The following is a 22,878-nucleotide window of genomic DNA, read 5'->3' on the forward strand; positions in this document are numbered from 1 at the left end:
CCATGGCGCGTCCCTCCCCGCGTATCGAAGTGGCCCATGAAGCGCTCCGTCAAGCGATCATCGAGCAGGCCCTGAAGCCGGGCACCAAGCTGCCGGAGGACGTGATCGGCGAGCAGTTCGCCATGAGCCGCACGCTGGTGCGCGCCGTTCTGGCGAAGCTTGAGGCCGAAGGCCTCGTCGACGCCAACCCGAAGCGCACCGCGACGGTGGCGCAGCCGACGCTGGCCGAGGCGCGCGATGTGTTCGAGGTGCGCCGCGCCCTGGAGGCGGAGGCCGTGCGCCTGGTCGCGAAGCGCTGGCAACCATCCTTTGCCGACGAACTGGACAGCCTGCTGCGCCAGGAAGACGAGGCGCGCGCGCGCCAGGACGAGCGCGTCTCGATCCATCTCGCCGGCGAATTTCACCTCCGCCTCGCCCAGTTGAGCGGCAACGCCCTGCTGGAGCGATATCTGCGCGAACTGATCACGCGCTGCTCGCTGATCCTTGCCGTGTTCGGCCGGCCGCATTCATCCGATTGCGCGATCGAAGAACATTCGGCGCTGATCGCCGCCTTGCGGAAGGGGGATGCCGATGGCGCCGTGGCGATCATGCATTCCCATCTCGGCGCCGTCGAACGCCGCGCCCTGCTGGGTGGCGACGACGAAAAGCCGGCAGCCCTTGGCGACGTGCTGTCGCGCTACGCCGCCGCGGTCACCGCGCGACAGACAACCAAGCCTCCCAGGACGGCGAACCAGCCATGAATGCTCATTCGCACGGCCACGTGCATTTCGACTTTGCCGAACTGACCGAGCGCCAGCGCTACAAGCTGCTGATCGGCACGGTCATTCCCCGCCCGATCGCCTTTGTCAGCACCGTCGACCGTGACGGCCGCCGCAATGCGGGGCCGTTCAGCTTCTTCAACGTGCTCACCCACGATCCGGCCATCGTCGCGATCGGCGTCGAGAACTATGACGACATGCGCTTCAAGGACACGTCGCGCAACATCCGCGACACCGGGGAATTCACAGTCCACATCGTCGACGAGGCCCTGGTCCAGCAGATGGAGATCTGCGCGATCAAGTTCGGCCCGGAGGTCGACGAGATCGCCGAAGCGGGGCTGACGACAGTTCCAGGACTGAACGTGAAAAGCCCCCGCATCGTCGAAGCGCCGGCGGCGCTCGAATGCCGGCGCTACATGACGCTGGAACTCGGCCGGGCCCGCGAGATCATCCTGGGCGAAGTGCTGGGCGTCTTCGTCCGCGAGGATGCCGTCGACCCGCAGAGCCTGCACATCGATCAGATCAAGATGGATGCGATCGGACGGATGGGCGGACACACTTATGCATCGACCAGAGAGCAGTTCGACATCAAGACCCTATCCGTCGCCGAATGGCGGAGCCGCCAAGGCGAGTGAGAATCGGTCGGAGTACCGCCGGCTCGCCCTCACAGGCCGCGCTCCTTACGCCACCGGGCGTAGTCGGTCTGCGCCTTTTCGCTGGTGGGCGGGTAGAGGCCGATGATCGGCGCGCCGGCCTCGACCTGTTCGAGCACGAACACCTCGAACTGCTCCATGCCGGCGCATTCGTTGGCGATCTCATCCGCGAGGTGGGCGGGAATGACCATGACGCCGTCGCCATCGCCGACCAGCACGTCGCCGGGGAAGACCGCCGCGTCGCCGCAGGCGATCGGCACATTGATGTCGAGCGCCTCGTGCAGCGTCAGATTGGTCGGCGCGCTGGGGCGCTGGTGGTAGGCGGGCATGTCGAGCTGGCCGATACCCTCGGCGTCGCGAAATCCGCCATCGGTGACGACGCCGGCGCAGCCGCGCCTGGCCAGCCGCGTGATCAGGATCGAGCCCGCCGAGGCGGCGCGCGGATCCTTGCGACTGTCCATCACCAGCACGTGGCCGGGCGGACAGGTCTCCATCGCCACGCGCTGCGGATGCTCGGGGTTGCGGAAGACCTCCATCGGGTTGCGGTCTTCGCGCGCAGGGATATAGCGCAGCGTGAAGGCCTGGCCGACCATGTTACGGCCCTTCCAGCGGACCGGGCTGACGCCCTGGATGAACTGGTTGCGCAGGCCGCGCTTGTACAAAGCGCTGGCGACGGATGCGGTCGAGATCTTCGACAGCTTCGCCCGCGTCTCGTCGGAAAGGATGTAGGTGCTCATGTCGCTCACGATCTCTTCAAGGCGCTAGTAGATGACCGGCTCGTCGACGGGGCGGCCATATTCGGTGCGTAGGAAGTCGAAGTCGCAACCCTTGTCGGCCTGCTCGATATGCCTGGAGAACATCAGGCCATAGCCGCGTCCGTAGCGGGGCGGCGGCGCGATCCAGGCCGCGCGGCGCGTCGCAAGCTCCTCATCGCTGACCAGCATGTCGAGCCGGCGCGCCGGAATGTCGAGCTCGACCCTGTCGCCGGTCTTCAGAAGAGCGAGCGGGCCGCCGACATAGGATTCCGGCGCGACATGCAGGACGCAGGCGCCGAACGAAGTGCCCGACATGCGCGCGTCCGAGAGGCGCACCATGTCGCGCAGGCCCAGCTTCAGCAGCGCCTTGGGCATCGGGATCATGCCCCATTCCGGCATGCCCGGCCCGCCCTGGGGCCCCGCATTCCGCAGCACCAGCACGGTGTCTGGCGTCATCGGATAATCCGGATCGTCGATGATCTTCTTCAGTTCCGGATAGCTGTCGGCGACCAGCGCCGGACCGACATGCTTGTGGAATTTCGGGTCGCAGGCGGCCGGCTTGATGACGGCGCCGTCGGGACAGAGATTGCCCTTGAGAACGGCCAGCGAGCCCTCGTGATAGACCGGGTTGGAGAGCGGCCGGATCACGTCCTCATTGTAGATCTTCACGTCCTCCAGTCCCTCGACCAGCGGCCGGCCGGTCACCGTGATGGCCGAGGCATCGAGCTTGTCGCCCAATTGCTTCATCAGCGCGCGCAGGCCGCCGGCATAGAAGAAATCCTCCATCAGATATTGCGTGCCGGAGGGACGGATGTTGGCGAGGACGGGCGTCGTGCGGCCGATCCGGTCGAGGTCGTCCAGCTCCAGCGGAATGCCGGCCCGCCGCGCCATGGCGATCAGATGGATGATGGCGTTGGTCGAACAGCCGGTCGCCATGGCCACCGTGACGGCGTTTTCCACGGCGGCGGGGGTGATGATCTTTTCCGGCGTCAGGTCTTCCCACACCATCTCGACGGCGCGCCGGCCGCATTGGGTGGACATGCGCTGGTGATTGGCGTCGGCGGCGGGGATCGACGACGAACCCGGCAGCGACAGGCCCATCGCCTCGGCGATCGCGGTCATCGTGCTGGCGGTGCCCATGGTCATGCAGTGGCCGTAGGAGCGCGCGATGCCCGCCTCCATGCCCATCCATTCTTCCTTGGTGATGGTGCCGGCGCGCCGCTCGTCCCAATATTTGAACATGTCGGTGCCGGAGCCGAGATATTTGCCGGCATAATTGCCGCGCAGCATGGGCCCGGCCGGCAGGAAGACGAAGGGCAGGCCGACCGAGATCGCGCCCATGACCAGCGCCGGCGTGGTCTTGTCGCAGCCGCCCATCAGTACCGCGCCGTCGATCGGATGCGAGCGCAGCAGCTCCTCCGTCTCCATCGCCAGCATGTTGCGATAGAGCATGGTGGTCGGCTTGACCCAGCTTTCCGAGAGCGACATGGCGGGCAGTTCGATGGGAAAGCCGCCCGCCTGAAGGATGCCGCGCTTCACCCACTCCACGCGATCCTTGAAATGGGCGTGGCAGGGCTGCGCGTCCGACCAGGTATTGATGATGGCGATGACCGGCTTTCCTTCCCAATCGGCCGGGTCGTAGCCCATCTGCAGCGTGCGCGAACGGTGCCCCGATGACCGTTGGTCGTCCGGCGCGAACCAGCGCGAGGAGCGGAGCTGGTCATAGGTCTTGCGGGTCATCGTCTGTGCCTCGTGGTGGAAAAGGGCATCGCGCGGAGGGGCATGGCCCGGATCGTCATCGTGCCGGCCATCGCCTCGCCGGGCGCAAGCCTGTGCATGGCGTTGGCAATGCCGAGTTCGGGGCGGTGGATCGCGTCGGGGGCGTGGCTCACCGGTTCCGCGCAAAGGACGGCGCGATCATCCGGGACGAAGACATGGATATGGCGGAAGGCGCCCTCGGCTTCCAGCTCCAGGGCCAGATCGTCCTCGGGCCGCTGCAGCCGCGCCCGGCGGGGCTCCCAGCCATCCAAGAATCCGTCGAACCAGGGCAGCGTCGCGAGGGGAGCCGGGGATGCGGGTTCAAAAGCCGGCACCGTCCGCGGCGGCAGGATCGGCAGGCCGCGCGCGTCCCGTCCCAGCACGCCGCGCGAGGCAATGGCCAGCGTGGTGCGGGGCGATTTGGGAAACCAGGGGTGAAAGCCGATGCCGAACGGCATGGCGCGCGCGCCGTCATTGCGCACGGAGAGCGACAGACGAAGCCCCGCCTCGGAAAGAGTGATCTCCTGCCGGGCGTGATAGCCATACGGGTTGTCCGCGCGCTCGAAATCCTGTTCGAGCGTCAGCGTGGCGCGGTCCTGCGTCGTGACGCGCCAGGGGTTCTCTCGCCCGAAACCATGGATTGCCATCGCCTCGGCGGGGTGATTGACCGGCACCGCATAGTCGTGTCCTTCGAAACGGAAGCGGCCATCCGCGATGCGGTTGGCAAACGGGACCATGGCGAAACATCCGGCCTTGAAGGGCGTCAGCCCCTCCGTCATCGGCTCCAGCACGGCAACCTTGCGGCCGTCGGGGGAGCGCCAGTTCGCCGAGAGGATGGCCCCACCCTGAGCGGGATCCACCGTCGCGTCGTAGCTGCCGGCTGCCAACGCGACGGTCATGGCTCTACGTCGCCCTTCGTGTAATCCTGAGCGGTGAAGCTGCCGCCCTGAAACCGCCGCGTCACGGCATCGCCCGCCTCGGGCAGCGGCGCGAAGCGCTCGGCGTCGTCCTGCGGGACATAGCCGATGCGCGCGGCGTGATCCTCGCCCCACCACGATTGGCGGTTGGCCGAGACGCCCCACACGATGGCGTGGCCCGGGCTCTCGGCCTCCAACGCGGCGATCACCAGGCGCTCGAGATCGTCATGCGACAGCCAGGTCGACAAGTGGCGGGCCTCGGTCGGCTGCGGAATGCAGGTGCCGATGCGCATGTGAACGCTTTCCAGCCCATGCTTGTCGAACATCATGCGGGCGAGCAGTTCGCCATACGCCTTGGAGAGACCGTAATAGCCGTCCGGCCGCATCGGGTCGCGGACGGACAGCGTCTCGCCCCGCTCGTAAAAGCCGATGGCGTGGTTGGAGCTGGCAAAGACGATGCGCTGGCGATCCTGCCGCGCGGCTTCGAACAGATGGGTGAGGCCGAGTATGTTGGCGTCGAGGACGGGCCGGAACGGCTTTTCGACGCTGATGCCGCCCAGATGAATGATCTGGTGCGTACCCTGCACCAGCTCCCGGACGGCGGCCTCGTCCCGCAGATCCGCCGGCACGAACGTTGAGCCTTCGGGCAAGGGATCGGGAAAGGCCGCGATGTCGGAAAGGCGCAGGGCGTAGCCCTTGCGCGCCAGGCGCGGGGACAGCATGCGGCCCAGCGTGCCGGAAGCGCCGGTGAGCAGGATCGTGCGCGTCATGTCATGGCTCCGTTCATCCGGGCGCGGCTGCCGACCCGGCCCGTCACGATGTCCTCGTGGTCCGACGGATCACCTCGGGATGATCGAGCACGAAGTCGGATAATTCCAGCCCGAGGCCGGCGCCCTCGAAGGGATATATTTCGCCGTTCTCGATGCGCGGCATCACCGTGACGAGATCGCGATACCACGAGGTGTAATAGGCGCGCACGGATTCCTGGTAGATCGCATTCGGCAGGTTCAGCGACAGGTGGATCGAGGCGGCGAAAACCACGGGGCCGGTGCAGTCATGCGGCGCGACCGGCCGCTGGAACGTCTCGGCCATGGTGCCGATCTTCTTGGCCTCCGACAGGCCGCCGCACCATGACACGTCGAGCATCACATAGTCCGTGGCGTCGGCCTTGAGCACGTCGAGGAACTGCGATCGCGTCGCCAGCGTCTCGCTGGCGCAGACCGGAATGCCGGACTGGCGGGCATAGATCGCCAGGGATTGCGGGTTGACCATCTTGATCGGGTCTTCGGCCCAGAACGGGTTGAACTCGCGCAAACCCCGCGCGATCGCCAGCGCCGAGGTCAGATCCCACATCGAATGCAGCTCGACCATGACCTCCATCCTGTCGCCGACCGCCTCGCGGATCTGGCGGAAGGGCAGCAGCGCCTTGTCGAGATCGGTGGCGTGGATGAAATTGCCGCCATTGGCGACCGCGAACGGGTCGAAAGGCCAGATCTTCATCGCCGTGATGCCTTCGGACAGCAGGCTTTCGGCCAGCGCGCCGGCATCCCTGTGGAAGGCCATCTGGTCCTCGTAGGGCCCTTCCTTCGCGTCGTCGCCATCGCCGATGTAACGCCGCGCGCCGCTCTTGTTGTAGGTGTAGCCGGCGCAGGTGTTGTAGGTGCGGATCGATGGCCGCGACAACCCGCCGAGCAGCTGGTGGATCGGCTGGTTCACCGCCTTGCCGAAAATGTCCCACAGCGCGACGTCGATCGCCGATGCCGCGCGGATCTCGACGCCCGACGAGCGAAAGCCGACATAGGGCGACAGCAGCAGGCTGGAGATGCGATCGATCTCCAGCGGGTTCTGGCCGATCAGCAGCGGCGCGATATCGCTGTGAATGTAGGCCGCCACCGCATTGGCGCCGCGGAACGTCTCGCCCAGACCGACAATGCCTTCATCGGTATGCACCTGCACCCAGAGGATGTTGTTGAGGTGCGGCAGCTGGATGGTTTCAATCGCTTGGATCTTCATGGAATTTTCCAGGGCATTGCGGGAGGGGCGGCCTGCGCCGCCCCCGGGACGTCAGTGGGTCGAGGCTTCCGACCGGCCGCGCGCGACGATCTGCGTCGGGTTCACGAAGCGGAGCGCGATCAGCAGCCAGACCAGCGAGGTCACCATGTAGATCACCGCCATGGCGTCGATCGACTGCACCGAGCGGACGCCGGCGGCGAAGACCGAGTAGTAGAGCGCGACCACGAGGGTCTGGCTCGTCGGACCCGCCGTGAGGAAGGTCAGCTCGAACATCGCGACGGTGCGGACCAGCACCAGCAGCATCGAGGCCAGCATGCCGGGAAGCAGCATGGGCAGCAGCACGTGACGGAAAAGCTGGAACGTGCCGGCGCCGAACACGCGCGCCGCGGCTTCGACCTTGGGGTCGATCTGCTCGATGAACGGGATCATCACCAGGATGACGAAGGGCACGGTCGGCACGAGATTGGCCAGCACCACGCCCCAGAACGTGCCGCCGACGCCGGCCATGTAGAGCACGGTCGCGAGCGGGATGCCGAAGGTGATGGGCGGCACCAGCAGCGGCAGCAGGAAGATCAGCAGCACGAGCTTCTTGCCGGGAAAATTCCGCCGCGCCATCGCATAGGCGGCCGTCACGCCGAGCAGCCCCGACAGGATCACCACGGTGAAGACGATCTGGAAGGTGACCAGCAGCACATGGTCGAGCTGGAACTCGGCCCAGGCCGCCGCATACCAGCGGATCGTGAAGGCATCGGGCAGCCAGCTGCGCAGCCAGCGCGTGCCGAAGGACGAGACCACCACGGCTGCGATGACGGCGATGACGTTGAGGACGAACAGACCCGTGACGACCCAGACGACCGTGATCCAAAGCTTGGAAAGAAGGGAGGTATCGCGAACCATGGGTCAGCCTTTCCCGCCGGCGGTCGAGCCGCGGTAGAACATTGAGCGCACGCCAAGCAGGCCGGCTACGACGAGGAGCTGGACGGCGGCCATGATCATGGCGATCGCCGAGGCCTTGGAGGGGTTGTATTCCTCGAACGCGGCCTGCGCGGCGGCGATGGAAATGACCCGCGTCGGCCCCGAAGGCGCACCGAGCAGCACGGCGGAGGGGAAGACCGAGAAGGCCTGCACGAAGGTGAGACAGGCGGAGACCACGAGGCCCGGGATCAGCAGCGGCAACAGCACATGGCGGAAGCGCTGCCAGCTATTGGCGCCATGGGTGGCGGCGGCGCGCTCCAGCGCCGGGTCGACGCCGGAGATATAGGAGAGCGTCAGCAGAAAGGTGAACGGGAAGACGGTGATCACCAGCGAGACGAAGACGCCCCAGTAATTGTTCGTCAGGCGCAGCGGGCTGTCGATCAGACCGATGGTCATCAGCGTGCGGTTGAACCAGCCCTGCGCGCCCAGATAGTTCAGCAGGCCCTCGGCGACGAGCACCGTGCCGAGCGTGATCGGCAGCACGAGAATGGTGGTGAGCAGCCGCTGGCGCTGGAGCAGGCGCACCCGCATCGCGATCGGCACCGCCAGGATGCCGCTGAGGAGCGTCACCGGAACGGCGAGCTTAAGCGTCGCGCCGATCGTGTTGTAGAGATAGGGGTCCGAGAAGAATTCGCGATAATTGGCGAGGGCGTCGCCTTCGAGGGGATGGAACGACAGCACCAGCCCGTACAGGAACGGGTAGACGAAGATGCCGAGCACGAAGAGAAGGGCCGGCAGGATCATCAGCGTGACGCCGTCTATGCCCCGGTTGGCTAGCCGACGGCGCAGGCCCGGCCGGTCCGGCTCCGCGTTGACGCGCGGCCGTGTCTGGATCGCCTCGACGCTCATGCTGCCCTCCCTGTGGCGAAAACCAGGGCTCTCAGGGCGTCGATCTCCAGGCTGATGCGGCTGCCGATATCGACCTGGCGCGGCCCGTGGAAGACGAGCTCCATGTCGGTGGCGGTGCGGGCGGTGCCGACATATTCGCGGCCGCGATATTCGATGGTCTCGACCGTCGCCTGAATGGCGTTTGCGCCCGAAGTGCCCTCGATCACGTCGTCCCCGCGGGCGGCGAGCACGGCATCGTCGCCGGGCTTCAGGGCGTCCATGGCGCGGCCGGTCAGTTCGCGTCCCTCGGTCGAGATGGTGGCGACGCCGTTCGCGACGCCAACGACCTTGCCGACGACACGGTTGCGGAAGCCCATGAACTCGGCCACGTCGAGATAGAGCGGGCTCTCGTAAAGCTCATGCGGCGTGCCGACCTGGCGGATCGACCCGTCGCGCAGCACCACGATGCGATCGGCCAGCGACAGCGCCTCGTCCTGATCGTGCGTGACGTAGATCGTGGTCGCGCCAAGCTGGTTGTGGATGCGGCGGATCTCGGCGCGCATTTCCAGGCGCAGCTTGGCGTCGAGGTTGGACAGCGGCTCGTCCATCAGCACCAGAGGCGGTTCGATGACGATGGCGCGGGCGATGGCGACGCGCTGCTGCTGGCCGCCGGAGAGCTGGCCCGGAAGCTTGTCGGCCTGGCCCTGGAGACGCACCAGCGCGAGCGCCGCCTGGGCGCGGGTCTCGATCTCGGCGCGCGGCAGGCCGCGCATCTTCAGGCCGAAGCCGACATTCTGCAGCACGGTCATGTGCGGAAACAGCGCATAGTTCTGGAACACCATGCCGAAGCCGCGATCTTCCGGCTTGAGCTGGTCGATGCGCCGGTCGTCGATGTAGATGCCGCCGCCGGTGGTGCCGAGCAGTCCGGCGATGCAGTTGAGCGCGGTCGACTTGCCGCAGCCCGACGGGCCGAGCAGCGCGACGAACTCGCCCTTGCCGATCACGAGTTCGATCTGGTTCAGCGCATGGAAGCTCCCGAAAGCCCGGCTTACGCGGTCGAGACGCAGTTCATTGAAGGACATTGAGGCGAGCGACATGCCGTTATTCCGTCCGAAACAGGGATCCAGGGCGTTGCTGCCGCGGACCCGAAGGGCGCGCGGCAGCGACCATGAGGAGCAGCCGGTCAACCGGCGGCGACGTCCTCGTCCCAGCGACGGAACGCCACCACCAGGGCTTCGGGCTCGAGCGGCAGCTCGATCGGGTTGTTGGCGATCCAGTCCGCATATTCCGGACGGCCAAACTCGGCGATGATGTCCTGGCTGGCCTGGGGCGCCATGCTCAGCGGCACATCCTTGACGGCCGGGCCCGGATAGAAATAGCCGGCGTCATAGGAGTAGGCCTGCTGTTCCGGCTGGAGCGCGAACTTGATGAACTCCAGCAGCACCGCGACCTTCTCGGCCGGAACGCCCTTGGGAATCGCGAAATAATGCGCGTCGCAGACCCAGTGGAAGCCATCCAGCTTGCCGACGGCGGCTTCCTTCGGCACGACGCCGAGGGCGCGCGGATTGATGTCCCAGCCGGTGGTGGTGACGGTCATGTCCCGCGTGCCTTCGCCGAACTCCTTCATCAGCGCGCCGGTGCCGGCCGGGTAATATTCGATCTGCTTGTGCAGTTCCTTGAGATAGGCCCAGGTCTTGTCCCAGCCCTTGGCCGGATCCTTGGGATTGGAATCGCCCAGCAGGTAGGGCAGGCCCATCAGGAAGGTGCGGCCGGGGCCGGAATTGGCCGGGCGCGCGTAGATGAACTTGTTCGGGTTCTGGCGCGTCCAGTCCAGCAACTCCTGGGCCGTCTTCGGTACGTTCGGAACACGGTCGGGCATGTATTCGAGCAAGGGGCCCGAGGGGTAGTAGGAGACGACGACGCCCTTGCCCTGCCCCTGTTGCTGCATGCGCCAGGCCGGGTCGAGATAGATGTCCTGCAGCTTGGGCAGGCCGTTCTCGGGCAGGGCGATGATGTCGGTCCAGATGTCGTCGGCAAGGCCGGCCGACAGCGCATCCGGGCCGATGATGACCATGTCGATATCGACGCGATTGGCGCGCTGCTGGGCGCGGATCTTGCCCGGTAGTTCCGGCGATGGAGCCTTGTTGAAGGTGAAGCGCGACACGAGATTGCTGTGCTTCGACGCGAAATTGTCGAAGATCGGCTGCGTCAGGGCCAGATTGCCGGCGGCGTCGATGACGTTGAGGGCGACCGGCGCGCCTTGCGCGAACGCGCCCCGCGGCAGGATGAGCCCGGCGCCGGCCGCGAGGCCCGCTCCGGCCATGAAGCGGCGACGTGAAACCTTGTTGAACATGACGTACTCCTCCCAGTGGTTGTCATGAACGCCGCGCGCCTCCTCCCAGATGACGCGCGGCGCTGGCTTTCAGGCGAGCGCGGATTCCTTCCAGCTTTCCAGAATCCGGCCGAGCGTCTGGCGATCGGCTGTCTCGAGTTCCGGCAGGCCGGGAAGGCGCACCGCCCCGACCTCTGCACCGCGAAGGCGCAGAGCCTCCTTCACGACGGTGACGTTGGCGCCGTTGTTGTATTTCGTGCGCATGGTCTCGAACGGCGCGATGCGATCGACGTAGTCGCGCGCCGCCGCATAGTCGCCCGCTTCCAGCGCCCGCCAGACCGCGAGCGAAAGCGCCGGCGCGATATTGACGAGGCCCGAGGTGAAGCCCTTTCCGCCCAGCGCGTAGAAGGGCAGCGCCCAGCTTTCCGCCAGACCGCAGATCCAGGTGGCGTCGGTGCCCTCGGTGGCGCGGGCGCATTCGGCGAAGCGCATCGTGTTGGTCGACGCGAACTTGACGCCCGCGACGGCCGGATGGCTGCCAAGGCGCACCATCTCGTCCAGCGGGATCAGGTCGGAGCGGACATAGGCGACGAGCGGAAGATCGACGGCTTCGGCAATGGCGATGAAGTAATCGACCTGCGAATGCGGGGCGGCAAAGGGATCGAGCGGATGGTGGATCATCACGCCATCGGCGCCGGCTGCCTTGGCAGCCTTTGCCACCGTGATCGCCTCGCGGACGGAGCGGCCGGCCCCGGCGGTGACCGCCGAACGGCCATCGACAGCTGCGACAGCGATGTCCTGCAGGCGGATGACCTCGTCCGTGGTCAGGCTGAAGAACTCGCCGGTATTGCCGCCCGTCACGATATTGTGGACGCCGGCCGCCGCGATGTCGGACACGATGCGGCCCGTCAGCTTCGGCTCGATCTCGCCACGGTCATCGTAAGCGGTGACATGCACGCCGGATATGCCGTGCAGGACGCGGCGGTACGCCTCGAACTTCATTGTATTCCTCCCTGTAAGCCGATCAGAAGACCAGCTCGATATGCGTCTTCCCCGCGTCCATGATGTGCTGGCGCATCAGCCTTTCGGCCTCATCCTCGTTGCGGGCGACGATCGCCTCCATGATCGCTTCATGTTCATGGAACGACGCCCGGCGAATGTCCTCGCTGGACAGCACGGTGATGCGGGCGGCGTGATCGTAGGTGCGCTGGGCGTTCTGAAGCCGGCGCAGGTAATCGCAGCCGGACGCCTCGTGGATCGTGTCGTGGAACTGCTCGTTCAGCGCGATGAGCTGCTCGACGCTGCCCGTTTCCAGCACGATGCGCATCTGGTCGACGACCGCGCGCAGCCGGGCAAAGGCGGCGTCCGGCGCGTGCTTGGCGGCCTGGCGCGCGATGATGCTTTCCAGCGCGGCGCGCGCGAGCGTCATCTCCTCGGCCTGCCGGGGCGAGAAGGTCACGTAGCTGCCGCGGCGCGGCTCGGTCCGCACGAGACCTTCGGCCTCGAGCTGGCGCAGCGCTTCCTTCAGCGGGCTGGTGCTGGTTCCCAGATCCGCCGCGAGCTGGCGCTCGTTCAGCTTCGCGCCCGTCTTCAGGCGACCCGAGATAATGGCTTGGCGGAGTTCGTCATGGATGTGCTCGCGCAGGCTGCGCATGCGGATCGGTTCGAGAACGCGCTCGCTTCGCTGTTCCCTGTCGTCCACCACGTGACCATCCATTCCATCATCTCCTAGGGCGGGAGCGAATCTGTAGCCGTTGAAATCTGATCCGTCAATTTGTGATGTATCAGATTTCAAGCGCAGTCGCGTGTTGCAGATCGATCCGGCGCACCCACGAAACCCGCCCTTCCCCCGATTCAGCCGCTTGCGACGATGGAGCGGGATCGGCTCGATGCAACGCGAACGCTTCATTCCGATGGGTCGTCGCAGCCTTCAGGCCGATTTCGGGACGCCAGGGGAGCGATCCGGCTGGCGCCCCGACCGGGGCGTATCCCTACGGATCGACCACGCCAGGGCCTCAGTGACGGGTCCAGCGCACCATGCTGACGTCATAGCCAAGCGACCGGACGCGGCTTTCGATGCACCTCCGAACCGGACCGGATGGCGTCGGGGTCCGCGTCAGGATCCGGAGATAGCGGCCGGAGCCTTCTCCCACGATCGACCAGGCGTAATCCGGCGCATGATCCAGCACCCAGTAATCGCCCAGAAAGGGCCCGAAGAAGGAGACCTTGAACTTGGCGTTTCCACTTCCCGCCACCACCCGGGCGCGGCCCACCGCGACCCGCGCCTTGCCGTCGATGCCGCCGGCGCGGCAGGTATTGACCACCGTGACCAGGCCATCCCGGCGCAGGCTGTAATCGGCCGTCACCGCCTCGCAACCCCGCTCGAAACCGTTCTCATAGCGGCCAAGCTCGAACCAGCGGCCGAGATATCGCTCGATTTCGACGCTCTTGGCCGGTGGCGGCACAGCGGCGTTGCCGACCGGGCCGGACGGGCCGCAAGCGGCCAACAGGCAGGCGGCGAAAAGCGGAAGAATTCTTCCTGGGGTCATGCTGTCCAAGTCGACCGGCGGGCCTGAGTTCCCTCGGGAGCTGACGGTGCGACACATACGATCTGGCCCGAGGCTGCCGTTTCCGCTAATTTGCACGGGCGTTGCCAGGGGGTGCGCGGCAAGGCGGGAAACGGCCGGAACATGAGCAAGAAGCGAATTCTGTGGTGCGGCGCCGCCATACTGGCCGTGCCGGTGGTGCTCGGCATCTACATCGCCACGCTGCTTCTGACGGGCAATTTCCACACCGTCATCGCCGGCGAACTCTACCGGTCGGCGCAGCCGACGCCGAGCGCGCTGGAACGGTACTCCCGCGATTTCGGCATCAAGACCGTCATCAACCTGCGCGGGGCCAATGAAAAGGCAGGCTGGTATCGCGCCGAGATCGACGAATCGAACCGGCTCGGACTGGTGCATGAGGACTTCCGCATGTCCTCGCGGACGGAACTGACGCAGAACGAGGCAGCGGCGCTGATCGAGCTGTTCAAGACGGCTCCGAAGCCGATCCTGATTCATTGCACCGATGGCAGCGACCGGACCAGCCTGGCGTCCGCGCTCTACATCGCCGCCGTGGCCCGGCTGGGCGAGGAGGCCGCCGAAGATCAGATCTCGATCCGCTACGGCCACATCGCGCTGCCGCTCAGCCCGACCTGGCCGATGGACATGACTTTCGAGGCGCTGGAGCCTTGGCTGGGGTTTCACGATTCATGACCGCCTGCGTACCGCCAGACCGCCTGAAAAGAAGCTGGCGCAGCCGTGCCCGGCTGATCGTCGCGATCGGAATGCTGCAGCTTCCCTCGGCTGCCATGGCCGATGCCTGGCCGCCGCTCGTCGCCCCCTCGCTCGCCGACAAGCCGGCCGTCGCCGCGGGGACGAACGCGCCTCGGCCGCCGCGAGCGCCCGAAGCGGAACCTTCGGATGACGACCCGCATTACGAGAGAATATGCGACGCCTTCGGCGAGGGCTTCTCCTATTCGCCGGGGTCCGGGGCGTGCATCAAGATCGGCGGTTCCGTGAAGTCCGGCACCAGTTTCGGCAGCAGAAGGTCGACACGGACTGATTGAATATGGAAGCTGACCATTCAAGATGGGATGACGGACAAGGCGGCCTCTGACGGGATCCCTCCGGCAAGCGATTCGCCTCCCGACGCTGGTGTAGCGCCCGACACGAAACAGGCATGGCAGATGGCTTCCGCGAACCTTCCCTCCCCGCTCCTCACCGGCACCACCCCGCCTCCGGCGCTCGAGCAGGCGATCGACGATGCGGAACCGGGACGTGGCCGACTGGCCAACGCCCCGGCGGATATTCCCGCGCGCGGCTGGAAGGACATCGTGTGGCGGGTCTGGGAAAGCTCGCTCGAGGATCGGGTCATGACCGTGGCCGGCAGCATGGCCTTCTTCTGCCTGCTGGCGATTTTTCCAGGTCTCTCCGCCCTCGTGACCCTGTACGGCCTGGTGGCCGACAACTCGACCATCAACAGCCACCTCTCCGGCCTTGCCTTCGTGCTGCCGGCCGGCGCCTTCGAGCTGATCTCCGATCAGGTCAACCTGGCGATCCGCGCCTCCAGCGGCGCCCTCAGCTTCAGCTTCGCTCTCTCCTTTCTGTTCTCGATCTGGAGCGCGAATGCCGGCATCAAGGCGACGATCGACGGCCTCAACGTCGCCTATGGCGAGCGCGAGCGGCGAGGCGTCATTGCCCTCAACGTTGAGTCGCTGATCTTCACCCTGCTGGCGATCGTCGCCGGCATCGGCGCCATCGCCTTCATCATCGCGGTGCCGATCGCGTTGCGCTTTCTCGACATCGGCCGTTCTTCCGAGGTCTGGATCAATGCCCTGCGCTGGCCCATCCTCGGCTTCTTCGTCTGGGCGGCGCTGGCGATCCTCTATCGTTTCGGCCCGTGCCGGGAACAGCCGAAATGGCGTTGGGTGACCTGGGGCAGCACCGTCGCCGCGGCGCTGTGGATCCTCACCTCGATCAGCTTCTCCTGGTACGTCTCGAGCTTCGGCAGCTACGACCGAAACTACGGCGCCCTCGGTGCGATCATCGGCTTCATGACCTGGATCTGGCTGTCGTCGACGGTTCTGCTGCTCGGGGCCGAGCTGAATGCCGAGATCGAGCATCAGACGGCGCGCGATTCAACGGTCGGCCGGCCCAAGCCGCTCGGCAAGCGCGGCGCCGTGATGGCCGATTCGATCGGCGAGGCGCTGGACTGACGGCGCGCGGGAGCGAATCCGCCAGATTCTTTCGTCCGCATGCAACCACCAGCCTGCTTGCGCATTGCCGGAGATCGGGGAGAAGGGTCGCGCTGCAAAACGCGATCCGATGGATGCGGATTGACGCCACCGTCTGCTCCCGTTTCCCGCAACGCGAGTCCCGTCCATGGCAGATCCCCTGAGAATCGAGATCCCGACCACGGAAACGGTTGCGTTGGAGCCCCCGGAACTGACGGGGGAAGACGGGCCGCTCTCGTCCGATCCCAAACTGGTGATCCAGGCCTGCCTGCTGGTTCTGGCGGTGCTGGCGGTCTGCTATTTCGCTTCCGACATCATCCTGCCTGTCGTTTTCGCCATCGTGCTGAAGCTGCTGTTCCAGCCGGCGATGCGGGTGCTGGAGCGGTTCAACGTACCCAGGACCCTGGCAGCGCTGCTCCTGATCCTGACCGTATTCGGCGTCATCGTCGGCGTCGGCGCCGCGCTATCCGGTCCCGCGACGGCCTGGGGTGAAAAGCTGCCCGGCGGCGTGCAGCGCCTGGAGGAGCGGCTTAAATTCCTGAGCCAGCCGATTGGCGCACTGCAGAAATTCCTGCACCAGTTCGATGGCGTGGCGACCGGCACAGGCGGCGGCCCGGCAGGCCCGACACTGGCCGAGACGCTGATGAAGGGGACGCAACACTTTGCCAGCGGCTTCTTCGAGACGATCCTGATCCTGTTCTTCCTGCTCGTCTCGGGCGACACCTTCCTGCGGCGCATGGTGGAGATCGTCCCGCGATTCAGGGACAAGCGGCGGGTGGTCGACCTGTCGCAGCAGATCGAGGAAAACGTCTCGGCCTATCTCGTCACGATCACGCTGATGAATGCGGGGGTGGGCATCGCGACCGGCTTCGCCATGTGGGCCTGCGGTCTCGGCGACCCGATTCTATGGGGCACCGTGGCCTTCCTGCTCAATTACGTGCCGATCATGGGACCGGTGGTCGGTGTTGGCCTCTTCCTGTTCGCCGGCCTGCTGACCATCGATCCGCTCTTCCAGGCCTTGCTGCCGGCCGGCCTTTATCTGCTGATCCATCTCGTCGAGGGCGAGGCGATCACGCCGATGCTGCTCGCAAGGCGCTTCACGCTCAACCCGGTGCTCGTGATCATCTCTCTGATCTTCTGGTTCTGGATGTGGGGCGTGCCGGGCGCCGTTCTCGCCGTGCCCATGCTGGCCATGGCCAAGATCATCTGCGACGGCGTGCGCCCGCTCAATGCCGTGGGCCACTTCCTGGAAGGATAGCGGGCCGATCCCGCGAGAGGGACAAAGAAAAGCCGGCGCCTGTTGAGGGCGCCGGCCGGAAGCGTTCAAGCCCGGGTCGGACGATGCCGGCCTATTTGCACTGGGCGTTGATGGTGCCGGCAACCGCGACGGCGCTGCCCATGCCGGGGCTGGACAACACCATGCGCACCGACGAACCCTCGACCAGCGTGGCATAGCCGGACGGCATTCCCACCTCGCCCTTGGTGCCGTTGGAGCGGGTATATTCCAGCACGACCGAAGCCTTGGCCGGGACGCCAGCGACCGAGACGCGCCAGACGCGGTCCTGGCCACCCTCGGCAATCGTCTTGGCACCCGCGCCCCTGAGTTCCCAGCGCGACTGCTTGCAGGAGGCATCGCGCGCGGGAGCCGCCGCGGCGGCCTTCGACTTGGCGAAGCTCTCGCCGGCGGAAAAGGCCGCGACGACCGAAACGGCGGCCAGAGCCAGCGGAAGTGCGAAGCGGTTCATACTATGTCCTCGTCGAAATGATCGGCATAGCTACCAAGACGAAGCCCGACGCGGCAAGCCTGCGCGGCGCAACGGCGTTATTTTGCGCGGATGTGTGGCCGTCGGATCGCGCCCGTCGGCCCTACTGGAGCGGCGGCGGCATGGGCTGGTAGTCGCCCGCGCCGACCGTCACGCCATCCGCCGGCGCCGCCTTGGCGGGGGCAACCGACGCGGTCGGGGTCTGGTCGACGAATTCGACATCGACGCCGGGCTTGACCAGCTTCACGAGTTCCTGCGCGTCCCAGTTGGTCAGACGGAGGCAGCCATGGCTGTTGGTCTTGTCGATCTTGCTCGGCTCCGGCGAGCCATGAATGCCATAGGTCGGCTTGTCGAGTCCGATCCAGACGGTGCCGACGGGATTGTTGGGGCCCGGTGCCAGCCGCAGCGGCTTGTCGTTGTTGCCCTGCTGGAAATTCACTTTCGGCCGGTACCAGTATTCCGGGTTTTCCGCGACCGCCTTGACTGCATGAATGCCGGACGGCGAGGGCAGATCGGCGCTGCCGATCGTCGCCGGATACGCCACCACGACGTCCCAGTTCTCGTTATAGCCGAGCAGCTGACGGGTGCTGGCGTCGGCCACCAGATGCGCAACCCTGGCCTTGGCGTTCGGCCCGACATCGACCACCGTGATGATGGTGCCGGCCATGGTGAAATCGGCGTCGGGATTGAGATTGCGCAGGAAGTTCTCGTCCATGTGGAACTTCTCGGCCAACAGTTCGACGGGATCGCGATAGGCGAGCTTCGGCAAGGCCGCCATCTCGGCATAATCCTTCGGCATGACGGGCACGAAGGGGCCGGCGACATCCCTGTCGCTGATCGTGTAGTCCATCAGCACGGGCCGGTCGGCCGCCACCTGCAGCAGGTCCCAGATCTCGGGACCAAGCCGGCCGTTCGGCGGCAGGTTGTGCATGCTCTGCAGCGCCGAGATCGCCTTGTTGAGATTGCCGCCCTGGCGGCCGTCGATCACGCCGGGCGAGACATGGACGCGGTCGAGCAGAACCTGCAGCTTCAGGACCTGCGGGTCGGGCTTTCCACTCTTGGCCGGAATGCCATCCATGGGCGCCTGATTGGCCTGGACGATGAAGTCGGCCGAGAGCGGCGCCGTGGCGCGGCGGAGGGGAGCCGCGGGGGCGGGCGCAGATTCCGGCGCGGCCGGCTCGCCATAGCGCGGCGCTTCGGCCGGCGCATAACCGGGTTCCTGATAGGCCGGCTCGCGATAGGCTGGTTCACGATAGGCAGGCTCGGAATAATAACGGTCCGGCTGGGCCTCCTCAGGGTATGGCTCGCGCCATTCCTGGGCCTGAAGAGAGGCGCTGCCAAGCGCCAGCAGCAGGGAGGATACAAGCGCCACGCGGATCCAGGCGACGAACAAGGCGAACTCTCCATGCCGCCGGACGCGGCGCAACGAACGGATTTCACCCGCAATTTAGGCAGACACGGTTAACAATTCTTAACCGTGAAGCTGTATTCCTTTACGTCTCCCTTACCTTGCGGTCCCCGCACCTCATCCCGCTATCCTCACGACGGCCAACGCAGATGATTGATTACTCGAACAGGCAGAAGGCGCTCGCCTATATCCTCGCCGGCATCGCCGGCTACGTCGACGCGATGGGTTTTCGACATCTGGGCGGCGTGTTCGTGTCCTTCATGAGTGGCAACACCACCCGGCTCGGCGTTGACATCGCCCTGCACGACTGGAGCAAGGCGGGACAGGTCGCCGGCATCATCGCGCTGTTCGTCGTCGGCGCCGCGCTCGGGGCATGGGTCGGCAAGGACGGGCGCCGCGACCGCCGCGCCGCGATCCTGTGGACCGAGGCCGGATTGCTGGCGGTTGCAGCCCTCTCGGACAATTTCTCGCTGGCGATCGTCGGAAACGTCGCCATGGCGCTCGCCATGGGGGTGGAAAACGCTGTGTTCCAGCGCAATGGCGCCCCGGGTATCGGCCTGACCTATGTGACGGGCGCCCTCGTCAAGGTCGGCCACCGCATCGCCGTGGCCCTGGAGGGCGGCGACAAATGGGGCTGGGTCGCCAGTCTCCTGCTGTGGGCCTCGCTCTGCCTCGGCGCGATTCTGGGCGCCTCGGTCTATGGCATGGTGGGCCTGGCCGGCCTGTGGGCGGCCTGTGCCGTCATCGTGGTTCTGGCGATCCTGGCAGGCTGAACCCCGGAACGACCAGGCCGGCACCTGACGTGAACGTCAGGCATATTTGTGCACTGCAACAAATTGCGAGCGATCGATGCTGCTCTGCATTCAGCGCAATGCTGGCATGACTTTTTTCACACTGCTCATCCATCGAGACCGGGACTAAATTCCAATCATCAGAACGGCGACAGAGAAATCCGGCGCGGTTCTGGGAAGTAGCGGTTGGTAGGGAAAGGGATCGGATGATGGCTATGAACCTCATGAACTCTTACAAGACCTGGCTCAAGTATCGCGAGACCCGCAGCGAATTGTCGCGCCTCGACAATCGCGAGCTCGCTGATCTGGGCATCAGCCGCCACGACATCAACGCACTTGCCAAGCAAGCTGCCGGTTACTGAGTTTTCACGGTTCGTCTGGGAACAAACCTCCTCCCTTGTTCCCTGCGATTAGGTGCCCACAAACCTCCTCCCTTGTGCGGCACCATCAACTAAAGCGCCCGTCGACCTCCTCCCCGACGGGCGCTTTTTTTATGCGCGATTCCGCAAGCCGATGTTTTTGCCGGCCGGAACGCCAGAGCGCCAAAGGCTGCAGGCCGCCGCGCGCCGTCCCTCCCCTGCCAAGTTTTGGCCCGCCCCTTGAATCGAATACCCGCGCACGCCCATCTTCCGGTGCCGCAGCCGCGTGACGGATCCCGCCACGCCCAGCATCCGAGATCATCATGGCGCTATCAATCTACGAGGCCTCCATTCCGGTCTTCATCCGGGCATTCGGAAATCTCGAGGCCATTCTCGACAAGGCCGTGGCGCAGAGCACCGCGGACGGCATCGACCCGCAGAGCCTGGTCGATGGCCGCCTGGCGGCCGACATGCTGCCGCTCGCCGGCCAGATCCAGCGCGCCAGCGACACCGCCAAGGGCGCCGGGGCGCGGCTGTCGGGCGTCGACAATCCGAGCTTTGCCGATACGGAGACGAGTTTCGCCGAGCTGAAGAGCCGAATCCGGCGCACGGTCGAGTTCCTGAAGTCCATCCCGCCGGAGGCGCTCGACGGCAGCGAATCCCGGACGATCTCGATGCGAAACGGCGCCGTGCAGCTGGACGGCAAGACCTATCTGCTGCGCCACGCGCTGCCGAACTTCTTCTTCCACGTCACCACCGCCTACGACATCCTGCGCCACAAAGGCATCGCCGTCGGCAAGGCCGACTATCTCGGCAGCTTCGACTAACCCCGCTCCCGGCGAGGCCGGTCAGCGCACATTGTTGATCGAGTTCTTGACCGTGTCGTGCTTGGTCTTGAGCTTGCGATCCTGGGATGCCTTGCCGTCCAGCGCATCGCGGGTCGGCACGCAGCGGTCGGTCCGCGGGCATTCGCCTGCCGCCGGCGGGTCGGCCGGCGGCGCGGTTTCGGCCCGAACGCCAGGGATGGCGACGCCGGAGAGAAGCAGGACGGCGAAGAATCGTCCGATCGTATGGGGCATGGCAACCTCCTTACGGAAGTCGCCATTGTATCCCTTTTCCCTTACGGAACAGTGACGATGATCACGCCGTAGACGCTGTCCGTCATGCAGTCGTCAGCGTTCGGCGGACGGCATCGCGCCAACTCGCCAGCTTGGCTTCGCGCTTTTCGCTGGCCATGTCGGGCAGGAATTTCCGGTTGAGCCGCCAGCTCGCCGCGAACCCCTCCTCTGCCGGCCAGACGCCGGCCTGCCGGCCTGCCAGCCACGCCGCCCCGAGCGCCGTCGTCTCCAGCACCATCGGCCGATCGACCGGGGCATCGAGAATGTCGGCAAGGCGCTGCATGGTCCAGTCGCTCGCCACCATCCCGCCGTCGACGCGCAGCACCGTCTCGCCGGCGCGCGCCCAGTCGCGCCGCATGGCGTCGAGCAGGTCGCGGGTCTGGTAGCAGACGGATTCAAGCGCCGCGCGGACGAACTCGTCCGGCCCGGTGCCGCGCGTCAGCCCGAACAGCGCACCCCGTGCCTCGGCGTCCCACCAGGGCGCGCCAAGGCCGGTGAACGCCGGCACCAGGTAGACATCCTGGTGCGGATCGGCCTTCGCCGCCATCGGCCCGGCCTGATCGGCCCGATCGAGGAGGCCCAGCCCATCCCGCAGCCATTGGATCGCCGCACCAGCCACGAAGATCGAGCCTTCCAGCGCATAGGTCGTCCTGCCGTCGAGTCGGTAGGCGATGGTCGTCAGCAGCCGGTTCTTCGACACCACCCGATCCGCCCCGGTGTTGAGCAGCGCGAAGCAGCCGGTGCCATAGGTCGATTTCATCATGCCGGGCTGGAAGCAGGCCTGGCCGAGCGTCGCCGCGTGCTGGTCGCCAGCCATGCCGGCAATGCGGATCGAAGCGCCGACGATCGCCGGATCGGTGACGCCGAAATCGTCCGCCGAATCCTTCACCTCCGGCAGGATGGCCCTGGGCACCCGCAGGAGCGCCAGCAATTCGTCGTCCCATTCCCCGGTACGGATGTTGAACAGCATCGTGCGCGAGGCATTGGTGGCGTCGGTCGCGTGCACGCGCCCGCCCGTCAGCCGCCAGAGCAGGAAGCTGTCGACGGTGCCGAAGGCCAGTTCGCCGCGCTCGGCCCGCGCGCGGGCGCCGGGCACCTGGTCGAGGATCCAGGCGATCTTGGTGCCGGAAAAATACGGATCGAGCAGAAGGCCGGTCTTTTCGGTCAGTCCCGGCTCGGCGCCTTCCGCCTTCAGGGCGTTGCATCGATCGGCCGTTCGCCGGTCCTGCCAGACGATGGCGTTGTGGATCGGCTTGCCGGTCTCGCGGTCCCAGAGAATCGTCGTCTCGCGCTGGTTGGTGATGCCGATCGCGGCGATATCCGACAGCGACACGCTGGCATGGGCGAGCGCGAAGCGCATCGTCTCGAGCACGGTGCGCCAGATGTCCTCCGGATCATGCTCGACCCAGCCGGAGCGCGGAAAATGCTGCGGAAATTCCTGCTGGCTGACGCCGCGCACATGATAGCTGCCATCGAAGACGATGGCGCGCGTCGAGGTCGTGCCCTGGTCGATCGCCAGAATGAAGGGGCTCATGAGGTCCTCCCGAACCATCGTGTCGATCCGGATCTGCGCCTGCCGGATTGTGGTTATGCCGGAATCCTAGCGCCTCGCCGGGGCAGGCGCGAGGTGGGACGGGGCGTCCGGTCGCACCCGGTTGATTTGATGTGCTTCT

Annotated in this window: 25 protein-coding genes; 9 read left to right on the forward strand and 16 right to left on the reverse strand. The window is 66.1% G+C overall.

From position 1 onward, the window contains the following. Positions 1-2 precede the first annotated feature (2 nt). Entirely contained in the window at positions 3-740 is a 738-nt protein-coding gene (locus OSH10_RS10855) for a GntR family transcriptional regulator (RefSeq protein ID WP_266331727.1), read from the forward strand. After that, positions 737-1,393: a flavin reductase family protein gene (locus tag OSH10_RS10860; protein WP_266331728.1), complete on the forward strand. Its 657-nt coding sequence runs from the start codon at positions 737-739 to the stop codon at positions 1,391-1,393. Before OSH10_RS10855 ends, OSH10_RS10860 begins: the two co-directional genes overlap by 4 nt. A 29-nt stretch (positions 1,394-1,422) precedes the next feature. Here the strand turns inward: OSH10_RS10860 and OSH10_RS10865 are convergent, their stop codons facing one another. The 12 genes from OSH10_RS10865 to OSH10_RS10920 form a co-directional block, all read right to left on the reverse strand. Beyond that, positions 1,423-2,148, reverse strand: coding sequence for a ribonuclease activity regulator RraA (locus OSH10_RS10865; protein WP_266331730.1), 726 nt, complete (start codon positions 2,146-2,148; stop codon positions 1,423-1,425). 24 nt (positions 2,149-2,172) lie between these two features. Next, a complete protein-coding gene (gene araD, locus OSH10_RS10870) occupies positions 2,173-3,906 on the reverse strand; it encodes an L-arabinonate dehydratase (RefSeq protein WP_266331731.1) in 1,734 nt (577 codons plus the stop codon). Further along, positions 3,903-4,823, reverse strand: coding sequence for an aldose 1-epimerase (locus OSH10_RS10875; RefSeq protein WP_266331732.1), 921 nt, complete (start codon positions 4,821-4,823; stop codon positions 3,903-3,905). Before OSH10_RS10875 ends, araD begins: the two co-directional genes overlap by 4 nt. Beyond that, positions 4,820-5,611, reverse strand: coding sequence for an NAD-dependent epimerase/dehydratase family protein (locus OSH10_RS10880; protein WP_266331733.1), 792 nt, complete (start codon positions 5,609-5,611; stop codon positions 4,820-4,822). The genes OSH10_RS10875 and OSH10_RS10880 overlap by 4 nt, the downstream gene beginning before the upstream one ends. Before the next feature lie 43 nt (positions 5,612-5,654). Then, positions 5,655-6,854 carry a mandelate racemase/muconate lactonizing enzyme family protein gene (locus tag OSH10_RS10885; RefSeq protein ID WP_266331734.1) on the reverse strand — a complete coding sequence of 400 codons (1,200 nt, stop codon included), beginning with the start codon at positions 6,852-6,854 and terminating at the stop codon, positions 5,655-5,657. 51 nt (positions 6,855-6,905) lie between these two features. Further along, positions 6,906-7,751: an ABC transporter permease gene (locus OSH10_RS10890; RefSeq protein ID WP_266331735.1), complete on the reverse strand. Its 846-nt coding sequence runs from the start codon at positions 7,749-7,751 to the stop codon at positions 6,906-6,908. A gap of 3 nt (positions 7,752-7,754) precedes the next feature. Beyond that, entirely contained in the window at positions 7,755-8,573 is an 819-nt protein-coding gene (locus tag OSH10_RS10895) for an ABC transporter permease (RefSeq protein WP_266331787.1), read from the reverse strand. 101 nt (positions 8,574-8,674) lie between these two features. After that, the gene (locus OSH10_RS10900; protein WP_266331736.1) at positions 8,675-9,754 is read right to left on the reverse strand and encodes an ABC transporter ATP-binding protein; all 1,080 of its coding nucleotides are present in this window, start codon (positions 9,752-9,754) and stop codon (positions 8,675-8,677) included. 86 nt (positions 9,755-9,840) lie between these two features. Next, positions 9,841-11,010, reverse strand: coding sequence for an extracellular solute-binding protein (locus OSH10_RS10905; protein ID WP_266331738.1), 1,170 nt, complete (start codon positions 11,008-11,010; stop codon positions 9,841-9,843). A gap of 69 nt (positions 11,011-11,079) precedes the next feature. Beyond that, positions 11,080-11,991 (reverse strand): dihydrodipicolinate synthase family protein, encoded by a 912-nt coding sequence (locus tag OSH10_RS10910; protein WP_266331739.1) that lies wholly within the window; start codon positions 11,989-11,991, stop codon positions 11,080-11,082. Between the two features lie 22 nt (positions 11,992-12,013). Beyond that, positions 12,014-12,898 (reverse strand): GntR family transcriptional regulator, encoded by an 885-nt coding sequence (locus tag OSH10_RS10915; protein WP_266331740.1) that lies wholly within the window; start codon positions 12,896-12,898, stop codon positions 12,014-12,016. Positions 12,899-13,004: 106 nt separating this feature from the next. Further along, complete coding sequence (locus OSH10_RS10920) at positions 13,005-13,538, reverse strand: lipocalin family protein (protein WP_266331742.1); 534 nt, start codon at positions 13,536-13,538, stop codon at positions 13,005-13,007. Between the two features lie 141 nt (positions 13,539-13,679). Between OSH10_RS10920 and OSH10_RS10925 the strand changes: the two genes are divergently transcribed. The 4 genes from OSH10_RS10925 (at position 13,680) to OSH10_RS10940 (ending at position 17,024) form a co-directional block, all read left to right on the forward strand. After that, a complete protein-coding gene (locus tag OSH10_RS10925; RefSeq protein ID WP_266331744.1) occupies positions 13,680-14,246 on the forward strand; it encodes a dual specificity protein phosphatase family protein in 567 nt (188 codons plus the stop codon). After that, positions 14,243-14,599 (forward strand): porin, encoded by a 357-nt coding sequence (locus OSH10_RS10930; protein ID WP_266331746.1) that lies wholly within the window; start codon positions 14,243-14,245, stop codon positions 14,597-14,599. Before OSH10_RS10925 ends, OSH10_RS10930 begins: the two co-directional genes overlap by 4 nt. A 120-nt stretch (positions 14,600-14,719) precedes the next feature. Further along, positions 14,720-15,748 carry a YihY/virulence factor BrkB family protein gene (locus OSH10_RS10935; protein ID WP_266331748.1) on the forward strand — a complete coding sequence of 343 codons (1,029 nt, stop codon included), beginning with the start codon at positions 14,720-14,722 and terminating at the stop codon, positions 15,746-15,748. A 166-nt stretch (positions 15,749-15,914) separates the two neighbouring features. Beyond that, the gene (locus OSH10_RS10940; RefSeq protein WP_266331749.1) at positions 15,915-17,024 is read left to right on the forward strand and encodes an AI-2E family transporter; all 1,110 of its coding nucleotides are present in this window, start codon (positions 15,915-15,917) and stop codon (positions 17,022-17,024) included. Between the two features lie 91 nt (positions 17,025-17,115). On the opposite strand, the gene OSH10_RS10945 is transcribed toward OSH10_RS10940, so the two are convergent. Continuing rightward, positions 17,116-17,511 carry a hypothetical protein gene (locus OSH10_RS10945; RefSeq protein ID WP_266331750.1) on the reverse strand — a complete coding sequence of 132 codons (396 nt, stop codon included), beginning with the start codon at positions 17,509-17,511 and terminating at the stop codon, positions 17,116-17,118. A gap of 121 nt (positions 17,512-17,632) precedes the next feature. Continuing rightward, positions 17,633-18,922 carry a L,D-transpeptidase family protein gene (locus OSH10_RS10950; protein ID WP_266331751.1) on the reverse strand — a complete coding sequence of 430 codons (1,290 nt, stop codon included), beginning with the start codon at positions 18,920-18,922 and terminating at the stop codon, positions 17,633-17,635. A 164-nt stretch (positions 18,923-19,086) separates the two neighbouring features. Between OSH10_RS10950 and OSH10_RS10955 the strand changes: the two genes are divergently transcribed. The 3 genes from OSH10_RS10955 (at position 19,087) to OSH10_RS10965 (ending at position 20,914) form a co-directional block, all read left to right on the forward strand. After that, the gene (locus OSH10_RS10955; RefSeq protein ID WP_266331752.1) at positions 19,087-19,710 is read left to right on the forward strand and encodes a YoaK family protein; all 624 of its coding nucleotides are present in this window, start codon (positions 19,087-19,089) and stop codon (positions 19,708-19,710) included. 233 nt (positions 19,711-19,943) lie between these two features. Further along, positions 19,944-20,090, forward strand: a complete 147-nt coding sequence (locus OSH10_RS10960) for a DUF1127 domain-containing protein (RefSeq protein WP_266331753.1) — start codon at positions 19,944-19,946, stop codon at positions 20,088-20,090. 320 nt (positions 20,091-20,410) lie between these two features. Continuing rightward, positions 20,411-20,914 carry a DUF1993 domain-containing protein gene (locus tag OSH10_RS10965; protein ID WP_266331754.1) on the forward strand — a complete coding sequence of 168 codons (504 nt, stop codon included), beginning with the start codon at positions 20,411-20,413 and terminating at the stop codon, positions 20,912-20,914. Between the two features lie 21 nt (positions 20,915-20,935). Here OSH10_RS10965 and OSH10_RS10970 read toward each other — a convergent pair whose 3' ends face one another. Beyond that, positions 20,936-21,166: a hypothetical protein gene (locus OSH10_RS10970; protein ID WP_266331755.1), complete on the reverse strand. Its 231-nt coding sequence runs from the start codon at positions 21,164-21,166 to the stop codon at positions 20,936-20,938. Between the two features lie 82 nt (positions 21,167-21,248). After that, a complete protein-coding gene (gene glpK / locus OSH10_RS10975; RefSeq protein ID WP_266331756.1) occupies positions 21,249-22,739 on the reverse strand; it encodes a glycerol kinase GlpK in 1,491 nt (496 codons plus the stop codon). Positions 22,740-22,878: the final 139 nt, after the last annotated feature.

The sequence above is a fragment of the Kaistia defluvii genome, from assembly GCF_026343955.1.
Taxonomy (GTDB): domain Bacteria; phylum Pseudomonadota; class Alphaproteobacteria; order Rhizobiales; family Kaistiaceae; genus Kaistia; species Kaistia defluvii.

Coding starts and splice junctions, on each gene's coding strand:
- OSH10_RS10855 (WP_266331727.1), top strand. CDS start 3: ATGGCGCGTCCCTCCCCGCGTATCGAAGTGGCCCATGAAGCGCTCCGT.
- OSH10_RS10860 (WP_266331728.1), top strand. CDS start 737: ATGAATGCTCATTCGCACGGCCACGTGCATTTCGACTTTGCCGAACTG.
- OSH10_RS10865 (WP_266331730.1), bottom strand. CDS start 2,148: ATGAGCACCTACATCCTTTCCGACGAGACGCGGGCGAAGCTGTCGAAG.
- araD (WP_266331731.1), bottom strand. CDS start 3,906: ATGACCCGCAAGACCTATGACCAGCTCCGCTCCTCGCGCTGGTTCGCG.
- OSH10_RS10875 (WP_266331732.1), bottom strand. CDS start 4,823: ATGACCGTCGCGTTGGCAGCCGGCAGCTACGACGCGACGGTGGATCCC.
- OSH10_RS10880 (WP_266331733.1), bottom strand. CDS start 5,611: ATGACGCGCACGATCCTGCTCACCGGCGCTTCCGGCACGCTGGGCCGC.
- OSH10_RS10885 (WP_266331734.1), bottom strand. CDS start 6,854: ATGAAGATCCAAGCGATTGAAACCATCCAGCTGCCGCACCTCAACAAC.
- OSH10_RS10890 (WP_266331735.1), bottom strand. CDS start 7,751: ATGGTTCGCGATACCTCCCTTCTTTCCAAGCTTTGGATCACGGTCGTC.
- OSH10_RS10895 (WP_266331787.1), bottom strand. CDS start 8,573: ATGATCCTGCCGGCCCTTCTCTTCGTGCTCGGCATCTTCGTCTACCCG.
- OSH10_RS10900 (WP_266331736.1), bottom strand. CDS start 9,754: ATGTCGCTCGCCTCAATGTCCTTCAATGAACTGCGTCTCGACCGCGTA.
- OSH10_RS10905 (WP_266331738.1), bottom strand. CDS start 11,010: ATGTTCAACAAGGTTTCACGTCGCCGCTTCATGGCCGGAGCGGGCCTC.
- OSH10_RS10910 (WP_266331739.1), bottom strand. CDS start 11,991: ATGAAGTTCGAGGCGTACCGCCGCGTCCTGCACGGCATATCCGGCGTG.
- OSH10_RS10915 (WP_266331740.1), bottom strand. CDS start 12,898: ATGAAGCGTTCGCGTTGCATCGAGCCGATCCCGCTCCATCGTCGCAAG.
- OSH10_RS10920 (WP_266331742.1), bottom strand. CDS start 13,538: ATGACCCCAGGAAGAATTCTTCCGCTTTTCGCCGCCTGCCTGTTGGCC.
- OSH10_RS10925 (WP_266331744.1), top strand. CDS start 13,680: ATGAGCAAGAAGCGAATTCTGTGGTGCGGCGCCGCCATACTGGCCGTG.
- OSH10_RS10930 (WP_266331746.1), top strand. CDS start 14,243: ATGACCGCCTGCGTACCGCCAGACCGCCTGAAAAGAAGCTGGCGCAGC.
- OSH10_RS10935 (WP_266331748.1), top strand. CDS start 14,720: ATGGCTTCCGCGAACCTTCCCTCCCCGCTCCTCACCGGCACCACCCCG.
- OSH10_RS10940 (WP_266331749.1), top strand. CDS start 15,915: ATGGCAGATCCCCTGAGAATCGAGATCCCGACCACGGAAACGGTTGCG.
- OSH10_RS10945 (WP_266331750.1), bottom strand. CDS start 17,511: ATGAACCGCTTCGCACTTCCGCTGGCTCTGGCCGCCGTTTCGGTCGTC.
- OSH10_RS10955 (WP_266331752.1), top strand. CDS start 19,087: ATGATTGATTACTCGAACAGGCAGAAGGCGCTCGCCTATATCCTCGCC.
- OSH10_RS10960 (WP_266331753.1), top strand. CDS start 19,944: ATGAACCTCATGAACTCTTACAAGACCTGGCTCAAGTATCGCGAGACC.
- OSH10_RS10965 (WP_266331754.1), top strand. CDS start 20,411: ATGGCGCTATCAATCTACGAGGCCTCCATTCCGGTCTTCATCCGGGCA.
- OSH10_RS10970 (WP_266331755.1), bottom strand. CDS start 21,166: ATGCCCCATACGATCGGACGATTCTTCGCCGTCCTGCTTCTCTCCGGC.
- glpK (WP_266331756.1), bottom strand. CDS start 22,739: ATGAGCCCCTTCATTCTGGCGATCGACCAGGGCACGACCTCGACGCGC.